The 19,462-nt window shown below is 72.4% G+C and carries 1 protein-coding gene; it reads right to left on the bottom strand.

Annotated features, from left to right (window positions below; genetic code table 11):
• Positions 1-22 precede the first annotated feature (22 nt).
• Positions 23-19,462, bottom strand: a 19,440-nt coding sequence (locus tag CCN51_RS13895; RefSeq protein WP_086859590.1) for a type I polyketide synthase, incomplete at its 5' end; no start/stop codon positions are given.

The raw sequence follows: 19,462 nt of genomic DNA, 5'->3' as shown, positions 1-19,462 counted from the left end.
GTGTCGGGGAGGGATGCCGGTGTCAGGAGATGCCGAACTCCTTGCCGATGAAGTCGAACACCTCCTCGTCGGACGCCTCGAGCAGCTGCTCGTCGACTCCGCCCGGGCCACCGTCCAGGTCCTCGTCGCCCCACTGGGCGAGCAGCTTGCTCAGCCGTTCCCGGACCTGGAGTCGGGTCTCCCGGTGGGTGGTGGCGGTGGCCAGCGTGGCCTCCAGCCGGTCGATTTCGGCGAGCACCCGGCCATGGCCACCCGCGCCGCCCACCGTGGCCGCGTCGTCCGCCCCGCCCGTGCCGCCCGTACCGCCCGGCAGCAACTGCTCCAGCAGGTGCTGCGAGAGCGCGGTCGGGCTCGGGTAGTCGAACACCAGCGCCCGCTTCAGCCGCAGCTGCGTGGCGGCGGCCAGCCGGTTGCTGAACTCCACCGCGGTCAGCGAGTCGAAACCGAGGTCACGGAACGGCACACCGGACTCGACCGCGTCGGCCGAGTCGTACCCGAGCACCGCCGCGGCCGTCTTGCGTACGAGCCCGACGACGGCCGAGACACGCTCCGGCTCGGGCATCCGCGCCAGCCGCTCCCGCAGCGACTCACCGCTGCCGTCGGCGGCCTCGTCGGACACCGCCCGCATGGCACGCCGGGCCTCGGGGATCTCGCTCAGCAGCGGGCTCGGCCGGACCGCGCTGAAGGTCGGCGCGAACCGGTCCCATACGAGGGCCGAGACGAAGGCGGTCGGCTCCGCGCCGGTGACCAGCTGGGCCAGCGCCATTACCGCGAGCTTCGGGTCCATAGCGAGCACACCGGCTCGCTGGGACACCGCCTCCACCGGGGTGTCGGCGGCCATTCCGGCGCCGGCCCACAGACCCCACGCCACCGAGGTTGCGGCGAGGCCATCGGCGCGGCGCCGCTCGGCCAGCGCGTCCAGTACGGCGTTGGCCGCCGCGTAGTTCGCCTGACCACGGCTGCCGAGCGCACCGGAGGACGACGCGAACAGGGCGAACACCGCCAGGTCCAGATCGCGGGTCAGCTCGTCCAGCAGCAGCGCCGACGCCACCTTCGAGCGGAAGACCGGCTCGTAGCGCTCAGGGGTGAGCCCGTCCATCAGGCCGTCGTCGAGCACACCTGCCGTGTGAACGACGCCCGTCAGCGGGTGTTCGGCCGGGACGGTGGCCAAGAGGGCGGCCAGCGCGTCCCGGTCGGCCACGTCGCATGCGGCGATGGTGACCTGGGCGCCCAAGGCGCTCAGCTCGGCGCGCAGTTCGTCCGCGCCGGGGGCGTCGGGGCCACGACGGCTGGTCAGCAGCAGATGCTCGGCGCCGTTGCCGGCCAGCCACCGGGCGACATGTCCGCCCAGCGCTCCCGTGCCGCCGGTGATGAGGACCGTACCGCTGGGCTGCCACGGCTGGTCCGGCGCCTCGGCCGGGGCCTGCACCATCCGCCTGCCGAACACGCCGGTGGAGCGGATCGCGACCTGGTCCTCCCCCGTGCGGGCGGCCAGCGTACCGACGAAGCGGCCGATGATCCGGTCGTCCAGGTCGGCGGGCAGGTCGATCAGGCCACCCCAGCTGCGCGGGTACTCCAGCGCCGCGACCCGGCCAAGGCCCCAGACGGCGTTCTGCAGCGGGGCCGTCGCCCGGTCCGAGTGGCCCAACGACACCGCGCCCCGGGTGACCGCCCACACCGGCGCCTCGATCCCCGCGTCGCCCAGAGCCTGCATCAAGGTCGCGGTCAGCACCACGCCGGCCGGGACCGACGGGTACTCGGGAAGGGCCGATTCGCTCAGCGCCAGCAGCGACAGCACGCCCGCGAACTCCGCACCGTCCGCACCGTCCGCGCCACCGACGCGATCGGTGACGTAGGACGACAGGCGGTCGGCCAGTGCGGCGCGACCGGCATCCCCGACCTCCAGCCGCACCGCGTCGGCTCCCACCGCGTCCGCCAGGGCGGACACCCACGGGTCGTCGGCCAGGCCCTGCGGTACGACCACCAGCCAGGTGCCCGACGGGGCAGCGGCCTCCGCGGTCACGGGCTTCCAGATGGTCCGGTAGCGCCAGCCGTCGACCGTGGAACGCTCGCGCCGCTGCTGCCGCCACGACGACAGCGCGGGCAGCACGGCGCCGAGCGAGTCGGTGTCGACCTCCAGCCGGGCGGCCAGGGACTCCAGTTCCTCCTGTTCGACGGCGGCCCAGAACTCCGCGTCCACCGCTTCCTTGTCACCGGGCAGCGGCTCGGTCTCGGCCGCCTCGGGCCAGAACCGCTGCCGCTGGAACGCGTAGGTCGGCAGGTCGATACGGCGTGCGCCGGTCGCGGTGAAGAAACCGGCCCAGCCGGTGTGCACACCACGGACGAAGAGCTCGGCCAGCGACAGGGCGAAGCGGTCCAGTCCCCCCTGGTCACGGCGGAGCGTGCCGGCGACCACGGCGGTCTCGTCGATGTCGTCGACGGTCTCCTGGACCGCGACGGTCAGTACGGGATGGGCGCTGATCTCGATGAACGCGCGGTGGCGCCGGGCCAGCAGCTCCCGTACGGCGGACTCGAAGCCGACCGTCTGCCGCAGGTTGCGGTACCAGTAGTCGGCGTCCAGCTCACCGCCCTCAAGCCACTCACCGGTCACCGTGGACAGGAACGGCACCTCCGCTGTGCGCGGAGCGACCGGCGCAAGCTCCGCCAGCAGCGCCTCGTGAACCTCCTCGACGTGCGCGGAGTGGGAGGCGTAGTCCACGGCGATCCGCCGGATACGTACCTCCTCCCCCGTCAGCTCCTCGATCAGCTCATCCAGAGCCTGCTGGTCACCCGACACCACGACCGACCGGGGGCCATTCACGGCGGCGATCGACACCCGGCCGTCCCAGCGCTCCAGCCACGCCTCGACCTCGGCGACCGGCAACGGCACCGACGCCATACCCCCAGCGCCGGCAAGCCGGCGTGCGATGGCCTGGCTGCGCAGCGCGACCACCCGTGCACCATCGTCCAGCGACAGCGCACCGGCCACACACGCCGCCGCGATCTCACCCTGGGAGTGACCCACCACCGCGTCCGGCTCCACACCATGGGAGCGCCACATGGCCGCGAGCGAGACCATCACCGCCCACGACACGGGCTGGACCACATCCACCCGCTCCAGCGACGGCGCGCCTTCAACCTGTCGTAGGACATCCATCAGCGACCAGTCGATGAACGGCGTCAGAGCCACTGCGCATTCGGCCAGTCGTTCCGCGAACACCGGGGACTCGTCCAGCAGCCGGACCCCCATCCCCGCCCACTGCGAACCCTGCCCCGGGAAGACGAACACCGACTTCCCCTCGACATCGGCCACGCCCCGCACCACACCCGCCGCGGGATCGTCATCGCCGAGGGCGCGCAGACCGGACAGCAGTTCCTCGCGGTCGCCACCGACCACCACCGCCCGGTGCTCCAGCACCGACCGGCTGGAGAGCAGCGAGTGGCCGATGTCGGTCGGCGTCGCCTCGGGGTGGCTCTCCGCGTGGGACAGCAGACTGATCGCCTGTCCACGCAGCGCCTCGGCCGTCCTCGCCGACACCACCCACGGCACCGCCACCGCGTCGAGCGCGGGCGTGTCGTCCTCCGCGCTCTCGGCGGCCACCGCGTCCTCGGGCGCCTGCTCCAGGATGGCGTGGGCGTTGGTGCCGCTCATGCCGAAGGAGGAGACACCGGCCCGGCGCGGACGCCCGTGCTCCGGCCACTCCACGGCCTCGGTCAGCAGCTCCACCGCCCCACTGGCCCAGTCCACATGCGTGGACGGTGCGTCCACGTGGAGCGTCTTGGGCAGCGTCCCGTGCCGCATCGCCATCACCATCTTGATCACACCGGCGACGCCCGAAGCGGACTGGGTGTGGCCGATGTTCGACTTGATGGAGCCGAGCCGCAGGGGCAGCTCACGGTCCCGCCCGTACGTGGCAAGCAGCGCCTGCGCCTCGATCGGGTCACCCAGCGTGGTCCCCGTACCGTGCGCCTCGACCGCGTCCACATCCGCCGGAGCCAGCCCGGCGTTCGCCAGCGCCTGACGGATCACCCGCTGCTGCGACGGACCATTCGGCGCCGTCAGACCGTTCGACGCACCGTCCTGGTTCACCGCCGAACCCCGCACCACCGCAAGCACCTCATGCCCATGGCGCCGCGCGTCCGACAAGCGCTCCAGCACCACCAGGCCGACGCCCTCCGACCAGCCGGTCCCGTCGGCGCCCTCCGCGAAGGACTTGCACCGGCCGTCCTGCGCCAGTCCGCCCTGCTGCCGGAACTCGGCGAACCCGGCCGGGCTGGACATCACCGTCACACCACCGGCCAAGGCCAGCGAGCACTCGCCGCCGCGCAGCGCCTGCATCGCCATGTGCATCGCCACCAGCGAGGAGGAGCACGCGGTGTCCACCGTGACCGCCGGGCCCTCCAGGCCGAAGGTGTACGACAGCCGGCCGGACACCACACTCGTCGCCTGGCCCGTCATCATGTGGCCCAGCGACTCCTCCGGGGCGACATAGCCGCCGCCGGTCGCGCCGATGAAGACGCCCGCGTCGCTGCCGCGCAGCCCCGCCGGGTCGATTCCGGCCCGCTCGAACACCTCCCACGCGGACTCCAGCAGCAACCGCTGCTGCGGGTCCATGGCCAGCGCCTCACGCGGTGAGATCCCGAAGAACCGGGCGTCGAACTCGGTGGCGTCGTGGACGAATCCGCCCTCGAAAGCGGTGTCCGCGTCGAGGTTCCAGCCCCGGTCGGCCGGGAACGGCGAGATCGCGTCCCGCCCCTCGGTCACCAGGCGCCACAGGTCCTCGGGCGACCGGACGCCGCCCGGATAGCGGCAGCTCATCCCGACGATCGCGATCGGGTCGTCCGCGAGTATCGATACGCGGCTCGGCCGCGTAACGACGGAGGCGGCGGGGAGGGCCGCGCCGCCCGGGTCGGTCCGCTCCCCGAGCAGTTCGGCGCGGAGGTGGTCGACCAGCGCCGCCGGGGACGGGTAGTCGAAGACCAAGGTGGTGGGCAGGGGCAGACCGGTCGCGGTGGCGAGCCGGTTGCGCAGTTCCACCGCCGTCAGCGAGTCGAAGCCGAGGTCCTTGAAGGCCCGGTCCGCCTCGATGGCGTCCCCGCCCGAGTGACCGAGCACCAGGGCCACCTGCTCCCGGACGACGCCGAGCAGCGCGTCGAGCCGTTCGTCGTCGTCCGCCATGGCACGCAGCCGTCCGCGCAGCGAGGTCAGCGACTCGTCGTCGTACCGCGTGGTGATGTCCGCGGTGAGCGCGCGGCGTACCGCGGGCAGGTCGCGCAGCAGCGCGCTCGGCCGCGCCAGGGTGAAGGCGGGGGCGAACTGGTCCCAGTCGACGTCGGCGACCGCGACGGTCACGTCCCGGTTCCGCAGGGCGCTGCTCAGCCCGGCGATGGCGGTTTCCGGTGCCATGAGGATCAGTCCGCGGCGTGCCAGGTAGTCCTGGGCGCCGTCGGCGGCCGCCATTCCGCCGTCGGCCCACGCGCCCCAGGCCACGGATGTCGCCGTCAGCCCGCGGGCCGTACGAGCGTCGGCCAGCGCGTCCAGGTAGGCGTTGGCCGCGCCGTACGCGCCCTGTCCGCCGCTGCCCCAGGTGGCGGCGACCGAGGAGAAGAGCACGAAGAAGTCGAGGTCACGGTCGCCGAGCAGCGAGTCGAGGTTGGCCGCGCCGACGACCTTGGCGGTCATCACCTCGGCCGTCTCGGCGTCGCTCGCACCGTCCAGCGGCGCGGCGGCCTGGGCGATGCCCGCGGTGTGTACGACGCCCGTCAGGGGGCTGTCATCGGCGATTCCGCCCAGTACGGCCGCCAGCGCCTCCCGGTCGGACACGTCGCAGGCGGCGAGCGTCACCCGTGCGCCCAGCTCGGTGAGTTCGTCGCACAGTTCGCGGGCGCCGGGGGCGTCGGGGCCCCGACGGCTGGTCAGCACCAGGTGCTCGGCGCCGCAGCGGGCGAGCCAGCGGGCCACATGGCCGCCCAGACCGCCGGTGCCACCGGTGATCAGGACCGTTCCGGTGGCGGTGAAGCCGGTCTCGTCCACGTCCAGTTCGGCCGGGCAGGGGACGACGCGCCGGCCGAAGAGGCCGGAGGACCGCACCGCGATCTGGTCCTCGTCACCGGCGCCGGACAGCACCGCGGCCAGCCGTCGGCCGGCGGGCCGGTCCAGGGTGCCGGGCAGGTCGATGAGCCCGCCCCAGCGCCCCGGGTACTCCAGCGCCGCGACCCGGCCGAGGCCCCAGACGGCGGCCTGTGCCGGGCTCGGTGCGGTGTCCGAGCGGCTTACGGACACCGCGCCCCGAGTGGCGGCCCACAGCGGCGACTCGATGCCCGCGTCGCCCAGCGCCTGCACCAAGGTGGTCGTCAGGGCCACGCCCGCCGGTACGCCCGGGTGTCCGTCGACGGCGTGCTCGTACGCTCCGAGCAGGGAGAGTACGCCCGCGAACGGGCCCGATTCGGCCGCGACTTCACGGAGCCGGTCGGCCAGTGCGGCGCGGTCCGGCTCGGTGATCTCGACACGTAGCGCCGGGGTGGGCGTGGCGTCGGCCACGGAGGTCACCCATGCGTCGTCCTGCTGGTCGGCCGGGACGACCACGAGCCAGCTGCCGCGCTGGGCCTGGGGGGTCGGGTCGGCCAGCGGTGTCCAGCCGGCCCGGTAGCGCCAGCCGTCCACGACCGACTGCTCACGCCGGCGGCGGCGCCAGGTGGTCAGCGCGGGAAGCACCGCGCCGAGCGAGTCGCCGTCGACCTCCAGCCGCGAGGCCAGGGACTCCAGGTCCTCCCCTTCGACCACGGCCCAGAAGTCCGTGTCCGCGTCCGCGTCCGTAAGGTCGGCGTCCGCGGCGGGTGCCGGCGCCAGAACTTCCGGCCAGTAGCGCTGGTGCTGGAAGGCGTAGGTCGGGAGGTCGATCCGGCGGGCGCCGGTGCCCGCGAAGAACGCCGACCAGTCGACCTCCACCCCGTGGGCGTACAGCCGGGCCAGCGCGGTGACCACCGCCCGCTCCTCCTCCGCGCCCTTCCGCAGCGCGGAAGCCACCACGGTGGCGGTGGGCGACTGCTCCGGCAGGCTCTCCTGAGCCATCGCCGACAGAACGCCATCGGGGCCGATCTCCAGATACGCGCTCACGCCACGCCCATCCAGCCAGCGCACCCCGTCGGCGAACCGCACGGCCTCGCGCACCTGCCGCACCCAGTACTCCGGCGCACACACCAGCTCCGCCGTGACCGGCTCACCGGTCAGGCCGGATACCAGTGGCATCGCCGGGGCGCCATACGACAGGCCCCGGGCCACCCGCCCGAATTCCGCCACCATCCCGTCCATCAGAACCGAGTGAAACGCATGCGAGACCCGCAAACGCCTAGTCTTACGGCCCTCTTCCGCAAACCGTGTGGCGATGTCCAGCACGGGGGCCTCTTCGCCGGAGATCACCACCGAACGCGGCCCGTTCACCGCCGCGATCGACACCCTCTCCCCGAGGTACGGAGTGACCTCATCCTCAGTTGCCTGGAGGGACACCATCGCTCCGCCCGACGGCAGCTCGCCCATCAGCCGGGCCCGCGCCGCCACCAGCGTGCACGCGTCCGCCAGCGAGAACACCCCGGCCACATGAGCCGCGGCGATCTCGCCGACCGAATGCCCGGCCACGTAGTCCGGCCGCACTCCCCAGGACTCCACCAGCCGGAACAGCGCCACTTCCACAGCGAACAGCCCCGGCTGGGTCCAGGCCGTCTCGTCCAGCAGCTCGGCCTCGGCCGAACCCGCCTCCGCGAACAGCACCTCACGCAGCGGACGGTCCAGATGCGCATCCAGGTGCGCGCACACCTCGTCCAGCGCCTCGGCGAACACCGGACAGGCCTCGTACAGCTCGCGGCCCATCCCCGCCCGCTGACTGCCCTGACCCGAGAACAGGAACGCGACCACGCGATCCTCCCGGGCCACGCCCTGCACCAGATTCACACCGGACTCGCCGCACGCCACGGCCCGCAGACCCTCCACGGCCTCGGGCCGCGCCCCCGCCAGCACCACGCCACGGCGCTCGAATCCGGACCGCGTCGTCGCCAGTGAATACGCCAGATCCACCAGTCCGAGGCCGGAAGGCTCCTCCTCGACACGGGCGACCACCCGCGCCGCCTGCGCCCGCAGCGCCTCCTCCGACTTGCCCGACACCACGACCGGCAGCACGACCGGCAGCACGCCCGGCGCCCGAGCGGGCACGGGGGATGCCACCGGGCCGTCGTCGGCCTCCGGCCGCGGGCCCTGCTCCAGGATGGCGTGGGCATTGGTGCCGCTGATGCCGAACGCCGAGATGCCGACCCGGCGCGGGTGCCCCGTCTCCGGCCACGCGGCCTGCTCGGTCAGCAGCTCCACCGCACCGGACGACCAGTCCACATGGGACGTCGGCTCGTCGATGTGCAGCGTCTTGGGCAGTACGCCGTACCGCATCGCCATGACCATCTTGATCACGCTCGCGGCGCCGGCGGCCAGCTGGGTGTGGCCGAGGTTGGACTTGACCGAGCCGAGCAGCAGGGGCCGTTCGCGCTCCTGTCCGTAGGTGGCGAGCAGGGCCTGGGCCTCGATCGGGTCGCCCAGGGTGGTCCCCGTACCGTGCGCCTCGACCGCGTCGATGTCGTTCGCGGTCATCTTGGCGTTGGTCAGCGCCTGGCCGATCACCCGCTGCTGCGAGGGGCCGTTGGGCGCGGTCAGACCGTTCGACGCACCGTCCTGGTTGATCGCCGAGCCGCGTACCACCGCGAGCACGGGGTGGCCGTTGCGCCGGGCGTCCGACAGCCGCTCCACCAGGAGCAGCCCCACGCCCTCGGACAGGCTCATCCCGTCGGCCGATTCGGCGAACGCCTTGCAGCGGCCGTCCGCGGCCATTCCGCGCTGGCGGCTGAAGGCCAGGAACGAGCCGGGCGTGGTCATCACCGTGACACCACCGGCCAGCGCCAGCGTGCTCTCGCCGTTGCGCAGCGACTGGCACGCCAGGTGCAGCGCCACCAGCGACGAGGAGCACGCGGTGTCCAGGGTGACCGCCGGGCCCTCGAGGCCGAACAGATACGAGATGCGGCCCGACAGCACGCTCGGCACCGAGCTGGTGAGCATATAGCCCTCCGCCCCCTCCGAGCCGGTGTGCGGGCCGAAGCCGTAGTCCTGGTAGCTGGAGCCGATGAACGTGCCCGTCAGGCTGCCCCTGACCGACGCGGGATCGATACCGGCCCGCTCGAACGCCTCCCAGGACGTCTCCAGCAGCAGCCGCTGCTGCGGGTCCATGGCCAGTGCCTCACGTGGCGAGATGCCGAAGAAACCCGCGTCGAACTCCGCGGCGTCGTGCAGGAAGCCACCGCGCGTCGAGTACGTCTTTCCGGGCTTGTCCGGGTCCGGGTCGTACAGCCGCTCGGCGTCCCAGCCGCGGTCGGCGGGGAACTCGGAGATGATGTCCTGTCCGCCCGCCACCACCTCCCACAGCTGCTCCGGCGAGCCGATCCCGCCGGGGAAGCGGCAGGCCATACCGATGATCGCGATCGGCTCGTCGGAGGCCGTGGAGACCGTGGGGGCGGGCGTACCCGGCCGCGCCACGGCCGAGCCCACGATCCGCGACCGCAGGAACTCCACCAGGGCCACCGGGCTCGGGTAGTCGAAGACAAGGGTGCTCGGCAGGGTCAGACCGGTGGCCCTGGCCACCCGGTTGCGCAGGTCCACCGCGGTCAGCGAGTCGAACCCGACGTCGCGGAACGCCCGGCGCTCCGAGATCGCGTCCGGGGAGCCGTGTCCCAGGACGGCCGCCGCCTCGGCGCGCACCAGGTCCAGCAGCGCACGCTCCCCCTCGGCGGCGGACAGGCCGCGGATACGCGCGGCGAACTCGCCGTCCGCGGAGGTGGCGACGGTGTCCTCGGCCCGCTGGAGAATCCCGCGGACCTCGGGCACCTCGCTGAACAGCGGGCTGGGGCGCACCGAGGTGTAGACCGGGTAGTAGCGATCCCAGTCGATGTCGGCGATCGTCAGCAGCGTCTCGTCGTCGTCCAGTGCGCGGCGCAGACCGGTGTGCGCGAGCTCGGGCTGCATATAGCGCAGACCGCTGCCGAGGATCTGCCGCGGGTCGACCCGCACCTGATCGTCACGCCAGATGCCCCATGCGATCGAGGTGGCGCGCAGACCGTGGGCGCGCCGGTGTTCCGCCAGCGCCTCCAGGTAGGAGTTGGCCGCCCCGTACGCGCCGTGGTCGCCGCTGCCCCAGATGCCCGCGATCGACGAGTAGTACACGACGGCGTCGAGTTGTTCGTCGTCCAGCAGCTCGTGCAGATGGCGGGCGCCCGCGACCTTGGCGTCGACGATCGCGGCGAACGTCTCGTGGTCGGTGGCGGACAGCGAGACCAGATCGATGTAGGCGGCCACATGGACGGCGGTGCGGATGACCCGTCCCTCATCCGTGAGCCGGCTGATCATCGCGGCCACCGCGTCCCGGTCCGCCACATCGCAGGCCACGACCTCCACGGTCGTGCCGAGCTCGGCCAGCTCGGCCACCAACTCGGCGGCGCCGTCCGCCGCCATGCCACGACGGCTGGTCAGCACCAGGTCTTCGGCCCCGTTGTGCGCGAGCCACCGGGCCAGATACTGGCCCAGCACACCGGTGCCGCCGGTGATCAGGGTGGTGCCGCGCGGCTGCCAACGGCCCTTGGGGGCAGAGTCGTCGGCGGGTGTGCGCACCACGCGGCGTACGAACACGCCGGAGGGCCGGATCGCGAACTCGCCCTCGCCGTCCTCGCCTTCCGTCCCGGCGAGCGCGCCGGCCAGCCGCTGCGCGGCGCGCTGGTCGAGCTCGGCGGGCAGGTCCACCAGGCCGCCCCAGCGGCGCGGGTGCTCCAGCGCGGCCGTCCGGCCCAGGCCGAGGACCTGCGCCTGCACCGGGCTGGTCAGCCGGTCGGCACGGCCGGTCGACACGGCTCCCCGGGTCAGGCACCACAGCGGCGCGTCGGCGCCGATGTCGTCCAGCGCCTGCACCAGCGCGAGGCTCAGCGCGAGCCCGGAGGGCAGCACCGGGTAGCCGGCGCTCGGCTGCTCGGCGAAGGCCAGGACCGACACCATGCCGCGGATGTCCTCGATGCCGTCCACGCCTTGGAGCCTGGACGCGAGTTCGGCGCGGTCGACGCAGGATTCGTCCAGCTCCAGCCGCCGGACCTGTGCGCCGTGTCCCGCGAGAGCCGCGGTCACCTCGCCGTCCGCGATGCCGTCAGCGGTGACCACCAGCCAGGTCCCGGTCAGCACCGGCACCGAGGACATACGCAGCGGCCGCCACTCGGTCCGGTAGCGCCAGGAGTCCACGGTGGACTGCTCACGGCGCCTGCCCCGCCAGGCGGAGAGCGCGGGCAGCACGGCGCCCAGCGAGCCTCCGTCGATCTCCAGCCAGTCGGCGAGCGATTCCAGGTCTTCCTGTTCGACGGCGGACCAGAACTCCGCATCCGCCGTATCGGCCTCCGCGGCCTGGGCACCGGGCCTGGTCTCGTCCGGCCAGTAGCGCTCGCGCTGGAACGCGTAGGTCGGCAGGTCGACGCGGTGGGCACCGGTGTCGGCGAACATCCCCGCCCAGGCGACGTCGACACCGCGTACGAAGACCTCGGCCAGCGAGGTCAGGAAGCGGCCGAGCCCGCCCTCGTCCCTGCGCAGCGTGCCGGCGGTGACGGCGTGGTCGCCGGTGGCGTCGATGGTCTCCTGGACCGCCATCGTGAGTACGGGGTGCGAGCTGACCTCGATGAACGCCCGGTGTTCCTGCGTCAGGAGGGCGCGGATGGCCGGTTCGAAGCCGACCGTCTGCCGCAGATTGCGGTACCAGTAGTCCGCGTCCATACCCGTGGTGTCCAGCCAGTCACCGGTCACCGTGGAGAAGAACGGCACCTCTGCTGTGCGCGGAGCAACCGGCGCGAGCTCGGCCAGCAGCTCCTCGTGGATCCCCTCGACATGCGCGGAGTGGGAGGCGTAGTCCACGGCGATACGGCGGATACGCACCTCCTCGCCGGTCAACTCCTCGACCAGCTGGTCCAGCGCTTCCGAGTCGCCGGACACGACGACCGAGCGGGGGCCGTTGACCGCGGCGATCGACACGCGGCCGGCCCAGCGTTCCAGCCGTGCCTCCACCTCGGCGACCGGCAGCGGCACCGATGCCATGCCACCAGCACCGGCGAGCCGGCGTGCGATGGCCTGGCTGCGCAACGCGACCACGCGTGCGCCGTCCTCCAGCGACAGCGCACCGGCCACACACGCGGCAGCGATCTCACCTTGGGAGTGGCCCACCACCGCATCCGGCTCCACGCCGGAGGATCGCCACAGGGCCGCGAGCGAAACCATCACGGCCCAGGACACCGGCTGGACCACATCCACCCGCTCCAACGACGGCGCACCATCGACCTGCCGCACCACATCCATCAGCGACCAGTCGATAAACGGCGCAAGCGCAGCAGCGCACTCGGCCAGCCGTTCCGCGAACACCGGGGAGTCGTCCATGAGCCGGGCACCCATCCCCGCCCACTGCGAACCCTGCCCCGGGAAGACGAACACCGACCTCCCCTCCACATCGGCAACCCCACGCACCACACCCGCCGCCGGACCGTCAGCACCCAGGGCGGTCAGACCCGACAACAGCTCCTCACGATCGCCACCGACCACCACCGCCCGGTGCTCCAGCACCGACCGCGTGGACACCAGCGAATGGCCGATATCGACCGGCATCGCCCCGGGGTGGCCCTCCACATGGGACAGCAGGCTGACCGCCTGCCCATGCAACGCCTCAGCCGTCTTCGCCGACACCACCCACGGCAGGGCAGCAGGGGTCACGGCGGGGATCTCTTGGTCGTCCGGCTTGAGTTCGGCAGGCGGCGGGGCCTGCTCCAGGATGGTGTGCACATTGGTGCCGCTGACACCGAACGCCGAGACGCCGGCCCGGCGCGGACGCCCGGTCTCCGGCCACTCCACCGGCTCGGTCAACAGCTCGACCGCGCCCGCCGTCCAGTCCACATGCGTGGACGGCGTGTCCACGTGCAGCGTCTTGGGCAGCACACCGTTCCGCAGCGCCATGACCATCTTGATCACACCGGCCATACCGGCCGCGACCTGGGTGTGCCCCATGTTGGACTTGATGGAGCCCAGCCGCAAGGGCAGCTCACGGTCCTGCCCGTAGGTGGCCAGCAGCGCCTGCGCCTCGATCGGGTCGCCCAGCGTGGTGCCCGTACCGTGCGCCTCGACCGCGTCCACATCCACCGGAGCCAGCCCGGCGTTCGCCAGCGCCTGACGGATCACCCGCTGCTGCGACGGACCATTCGGCGCCGTCAACCCATTCGACGCACCATCCTGGTTCACCGCCGAACCCCGCACCACCGCAAGCACCTCGTGCCCGTTGCGTACGGCGTCCGACAGCCGCTCGAGCACCACCAGGCCGACACCCTCCGACCAGCTCGTTCCGGCGGCAGAGTCGGCGAACGAGTGGCAGCGGCCGTCCGGGGCCATCCCGCCCTGCTCGCTGAACTCGCCGAAACCGATCGGCGTCGACATCACCGTGACACCGCCCGCCAGCGCCAGCGAGCACTCGCCGGTGCGCAGTGCCTGGGCGGCGAGGTGCATCGCCACCAGTGACGAGGAACACGCGGTGTCCACGGTGACGGCCGGGCCCTCGAGGCCGAAGGTGTAGGACAGCCGCCCCGAGATCACACTGGTGGCCTGCCCCGTCATATGGTGGCCGCGGGACTCCTGCGGCGGAAGGTAGCCGAAGCCGGTCGCACCGACGAAGACGCCCGCGTCCGTCCCGCGGACCGAGGCGGGGTCGATGCCCGTGCGCTCGAACACCTCCCAGGCGGTCTCCAGCAGCAACCGCTGCTGCGGGTCCATCGCCAGCGCCTCACGCGGCGAGATCCCGAAGAAGCCCGCGTCGAACTCCGCGGCGTCGTAGAGGAAACCACCCTCGTAGCCGGCGCCCGCGTCCAGTCGCCAGCCGCGGTCGGTGGGCAGTTCGGCGATGGCGTCGCGCCCCTCGGCGACCAGCTGCCACAGGTCCTCCGGCGAACGGACACCGCCCGGGTAACGGCAGCTCATCCCGACGATCACGATCGGGTCGTCCGCAAGCCCCGAGGTGACGGCCGTCGGCAGGATCACCTCGCCATGGTCGCCCAGCAGCTCACGCAGCAGGAACTCGGCCAGCGCGGTGGGCGTGGGGTAGTCGAACACCAAGGTGGCGGGCAGCCGAAGTCCGGTCGCGCCGCCGAGCCGGTTGCGCAGCTCGACCGCGGTCAGCGAGTCGAAGCCCAGGTCGCGGAACTCCCGCCGGACCTCCACCGCGTCCGGCGACGGGTGTCCCAGTACGGCTGCCGCCTGGCCCCGTACGAGATCGATCAGCAGGCGCAGGCGGTCGGCCTCGCGCAGCCCGGCGAGCCGCTGGGTCAGCGCGGTGGCCGCGCCGGACTCGGAGGCGGAGGCGCCGCCCGCCGTCCTGCGGGCCGTACGGACCAGACCGCGCAGCAGCCCCGGGACCTCGCCCTGCGCGCGGAGCGCGGCGAGGTTGAGGCGCACGGGGGCCACCACTGGTTCGTCGCAGGTGGCCGCCGCGTCGAACAGCGCGACGCCCTGTTCCTCGGTCAGCAGCGGCATTCCGGCCGCGTTGAGCCGGTGGATGTCGGTGTCGGTGAGCTCGCTCGTCATGCCGCCGTCCTGGGCCCACGGCCCCCACAGCAGCGACTGGCCGGGCAGGCCCTCGGCCCTGCGGTGGTTGGCCAGTGCGTCGAGGAAGGCGTTGGCCGCGGCGTAGCTGCCGAGACCCGCGCCGCCGAGCTGGCCGGCGACCGAGGAGTACGTCATGAACGCGGCCAGGTCCAGGTCGCGGGTCAGCTCATGCAGATGCCACGCCGCGTCCGCCTTCGGGCCGAAGACCGTGGCCAGCCGCTCGGGAGTCAACGAGGCGATCACGCCGTCGTCGAGCGCGGCCGCCGTGTGGACGACCGCGGTCAGCGGGTGCTCCGCGGGAACCCCGGCGAGCAGCGCGGTCAGCGCGTCGCGGTCCGCCACATCGCATGCGGCGATGGTGACATCGGCACCGTGGGCGCTCAGCTCCTCCCGCAGTTCGGGGGCGCCGGGCGCGTCCGGCCCGCGGCGGCTGACCAACAGCAGGTGCTTCATGCCCCATTCGACGGCGAGATGGCGAGCGAGCCTGCTGCCGAGACCACCTGTGCCACCAGTGATCAGCACGGTGCCCTCGGGGTCCCAGCGAGGCGGCATGGTCAGCACGATCTTGCCCGTGTGCTTGGCCTGACTCATATAACGGAACGCGTCCCGCGCCCGCCGCACATCCCACGCTGTCACCGGCAACGGATGCAACACACCCGCCTCGAACAGCTCCATCAGCTCGACCAGCATTTCCTGCGTCCGGTCCAGACCGGCGTCCGCCAGATCGAAGGGCAGGTAGTCGCCCGCCACCGTTTCCGCCTCGCGGATGTCCGTCTTGCCCATCTCCAGGAACCGGCCACCCGACCGCAGCAGCCGCACCGACGCGTCGATGAACTCACCCGCGAGCGAGTTCAGCACCACATCCACACCCCGCCCGCCGGTCACCTCAAGGAACCGCTCCTCGAAGTCCGTCGTACGGGACGAGGCGATGTGGTCGTCCGGGATCCCCAGCGACCGCAGCGTGTCCCACTTGCCCTCACTCGCGGTCGCGAACACCTCCACACCCAGATGCCGCGCCAGCTGAATCGCCGCCATCCCCACACCACCGGCACCCGCATGCACCAGCACCGACTCACCCGACGACAACCCCGCCAAATCCACCAACCCGTAATACGCGGTGAGAAACGCGACCGGCACCGCCGCGGCATCCTCCAACGACCATCCATCAGGGACCTTGACGAGCATGCGCTGATCGACGGTCGCGAGCGGGCCGAAGCCACCGTCCACGACACCGAAGACCCTGTCCCCGACCCGGAGTCCGGTCACGTCGGAGCCGGTCTCGACGACCACGCCGGCGGCCTCGCTGCCCATCAGGCCGGGGTCGCCCGGGTACATGTCCAGTGCGCCCAGCACATCGCGGAAGTTGAGTCCGGCGGCGTGTACGGCCATCCGTACCCGACCGGTGGCAAGCTGCTCCTGGGGCGCTTCGGTGATCAGTTCGAGGGCGTCCAGGCTGCCCTTGCGCCGGCTCTCCAGCCGCCACGGCACCCCGCCGGGCGGGGGCAGCAGCCCGGCGGACGAGGCGACCGAAGCCAGTCGGCCGACCAGTACGACGCCGTCCCGGACCACGACCTGCGGCTCACCGGACGCGATAACGTCGCCCAGCACCTCGGCGGCCTGCTGCCGATCTTCGAGATCGGCCAGGAGGAAGTGTCCCGGGTACTCCGTCTGCGCCGAGCGCAGCAGCCCCCACACGGCCGCGGCGCGCGGATCCGCTACGGTGTCGCCGCTCCTTGCCGCGATGGCGCCGCGCGTGATGAACACCAGGCGGGAGTCGGCGTACCGCTCGTCGGCCGCCCAGTGCTGGACGAGCTCCAGCACCCGGGCCGTCACCCGGTGCGTCGAGCCCTCCCCGTCCGGGGCCTCGGCGTGTCCTACGGGGCCGGTGGCGCCGAGCGCGCCGACCTCGACCATGACCACGTCCGGCACCGTTTCCAGCGACGCCAGGTACGCGAGCGCGTCCGTGGACAGCTCGACCGTCTCCGGCCCTTCTGCGGACTGCGAGGCGGCCGGGGCCGCCGGGACCGCCGGGGCCGCAACCCAGTCCAGCCGATAGAGCGAATCGTACGCGTGGCCTGCGGTGTTCCCGGTGGCCAGTTGCTCCGCGGACACCGGGCGGATGGCCACGGACTCGACCGAGATGACGGGCGCACCAGCCGAGTCGGCCGCGGCCAGGGCCAGCGACCCGGCGGCGTCGTGGACCAGCCGCACCCGTAGCACGGACGCCCCGTTGGCGTGCAAGGAGACACCGCTCAGCGAGAACAGCAGCCGCCCTCGCTCGGCCTCCTGGGTCGCCCCCGGGAGATCGGCGAACGATACGGCGTGCAGCGCCGCGTCCAGCAGGGCCGGGTGGATTCCGAACGACTGGGCGTCGTTCACCTGCTCCGGCAGCGCGACCTCGGCGAACACCTCGTCCTCGGTCCGCCACACCGCGCGCAGCCCCTGGAACACCGGGCCGTAGCCGACGCCGCCCTCGGCGAACCGCTCGTAGAAACCTTCCATGTCGGCGACGACCGCGCCGGTGGGCGGCCATACGGTGGCGTCGAAGTCGGCCGTCCGCTCACCGTGCGCCAGCACACCGGTGGCGTGCTGCAACCACGGCTGTTCGGCCGCGTCCGCGGGCCGTGAGTACACGCTGAGGCTGCGGCGGCCGGAGGGGTCGGGCGCCCCCACCCGCAGCTGGACCGCCACCGCGTCGCGCTCCGGCACCACCAGGGGGGCCGCGAGCGTGAGTTCATCGACCAGGTCGCAGCCGACCTGGTCGCCGGCGCGGATCGCCAGCTCCAGAAAACCGGTGCCCGGGAAGAGCACCACGCCGCCTACGGCGTGATCCGCCAGCCACGGGTGCGACCGAAGCGACAGGCTGCCGGTGAACAGCAGGCCCTCGGAGTCCGCCAGTTCCACGGCGGCGCCGAGCAGCGGATGCTCCGGGGACACCAGACCGGCGGCGGTCACATCGCCTGCCTGCGTGGACTCGGAGGGCCAGTAGCGCTGTCGCTGGAAGGCGTACGTGGGCAGGTCGACGCGGTGGGCGCCGGTGTCCGCGAACACACTCTCCCAGTCGACAGCGCCACCACGGACGAAGACCTCCGCCAGCGAGGCCAGGAACCGGTCACTGCCACCCTGGTCCCGGCGCAAAGTGCCCACGACCACAGCAGTCACTTCGGCGTCGTCGACCGTCTCCTGAACCCCGACCGTCAGCACGGGATGGGCGCTGATCTCGATGAACGCGCGGTGGCGCCGGGCCAACAGCTCCCGTACGGCGGGCTCGAAGCCGACCGTCTGCCGCAGGTTGCGGTACCAGTAGTCCGCGCCCAGCTCACCACCCTCAAGCCACTCACCGGTCACCGTGGAGAAGAACGGAACCTCCACCGCGCGCGGCACGACCGGCGCAAGCTCCGCCAGCAGCTCCTCATGAACCTCCTCGACGTGGGCGGAGTGGGAGGCGTAGTCCACGGCGATACGGCGGACCCGTACCTCCTCGCCGGTCCACTCCTCGATCAGCTCGTCCAGCGCCTCCCGGTCACCCGACACCACCACCGACCGGGGCCCGTTGACCGCGGCGACCGACACCCGGCCGGCCCAGCGCTCCAGCCGCGCCTCGACCTCAGCCACCGGCAGCGGCACCGACGCCATGCCACCAGCACCCGCAAGCCGCCGCGCGATGGCCTGACTGCGCAGTGCCACCACCCGTGCGCCATCCTCCAGCGACAGCGCACCCGCCACACACGCGGCGGCGATCTCACCCTGCGAGTGACCCACCACCGCATCCGGCTCCACGCCGCAAGAACGCCACAGGGCCGCGAGCGACACCATCACCGCCCACGACACCGACTGCACCACATCCACCCGCTCCAACGACGGCGCGCCTTCAACCTGCCGTACGACGTCCATCAGCGACCAGTCGATAAACGGCGCAAGCGCAGCCGCACACTCCCCCAGCCGCTCAGCGAACACCGGGGACTCGTCCAGCAGCCGAGCACCCATCCCCGCCCACTGCGAACCCTGCCCTGGGAAGACGAACACCGACCTCCCCTCGACATCGGCAACCCCACACACCACACCCGCCGCGGGATCGTCATCGCCCAGGGCACGCAGACCCGACAGCAGCTCCTCGCGGTCTCCACCGACCACCACCGCCCGGTGCTCCAACACCGAGCGCGTGGACACCAGCGAATAGCCCACATCCACGGGCTCCAGCTCCGGGTCGGCCTCAACCCGCGCCAGGAGACCGGCCGCTTGCCCACGCAGCGCCGCAGCCGTCTTCGCCGACACCACCCACGGCAGGGCGGCAGGGGTCACGGCAGAGCCGTCCTGCTCACCCGGGATCGACTCGGCAGGCTGTGGCGCCTGCTCCAGGATGGCGTGCACATTGGTGCCGCTGACACCGAACGCGGAGACACCGGCCCGGCGCGGACGCCCGTGCTCCGGCCACTCCACCGGCTCGGTCAACAGCTCGACCGCGCCCGCCGACCAGTCCACATGCGTGGACGGCGTGTCCACGTGCAGCGTCTTGGGCAGCACTCCGTTCCGCAGCGCCATGACCATCTTGATCACACCGGCCACACCGGCCGCCAGCTGGGTGTGACCCATGTTGGACTTGATGGAGCCCAGCCTCAGCGGCAGCTCACGGTCCTGCCCGTACGTGGCGAGCAGCGCCTGCGCCTCGATCGGGTCGCCCAGCGTGGTCCCCGTACCGTGCGCCTCCACCGCGTCCACATCCACCGGAGCCAGCCCGGCGTTCGCCAGCGCCTGACGGATCACCCGCTG

It is taken from the genome of Streptomyces milbemycinicus, from assembly GCF_002154605.1.
GTDB lineage: Bacteria > Actinomycetota > Actinomycetes > Streptomycetales > Streptomycetaceae > Streptomyces > Streptomyces milbemycinicus.
The sequence above is the reverse complement of the archived record's forward strand: the minus strand, read 5'-3'. Positions and strand labels throughout refer to the sequence as shown.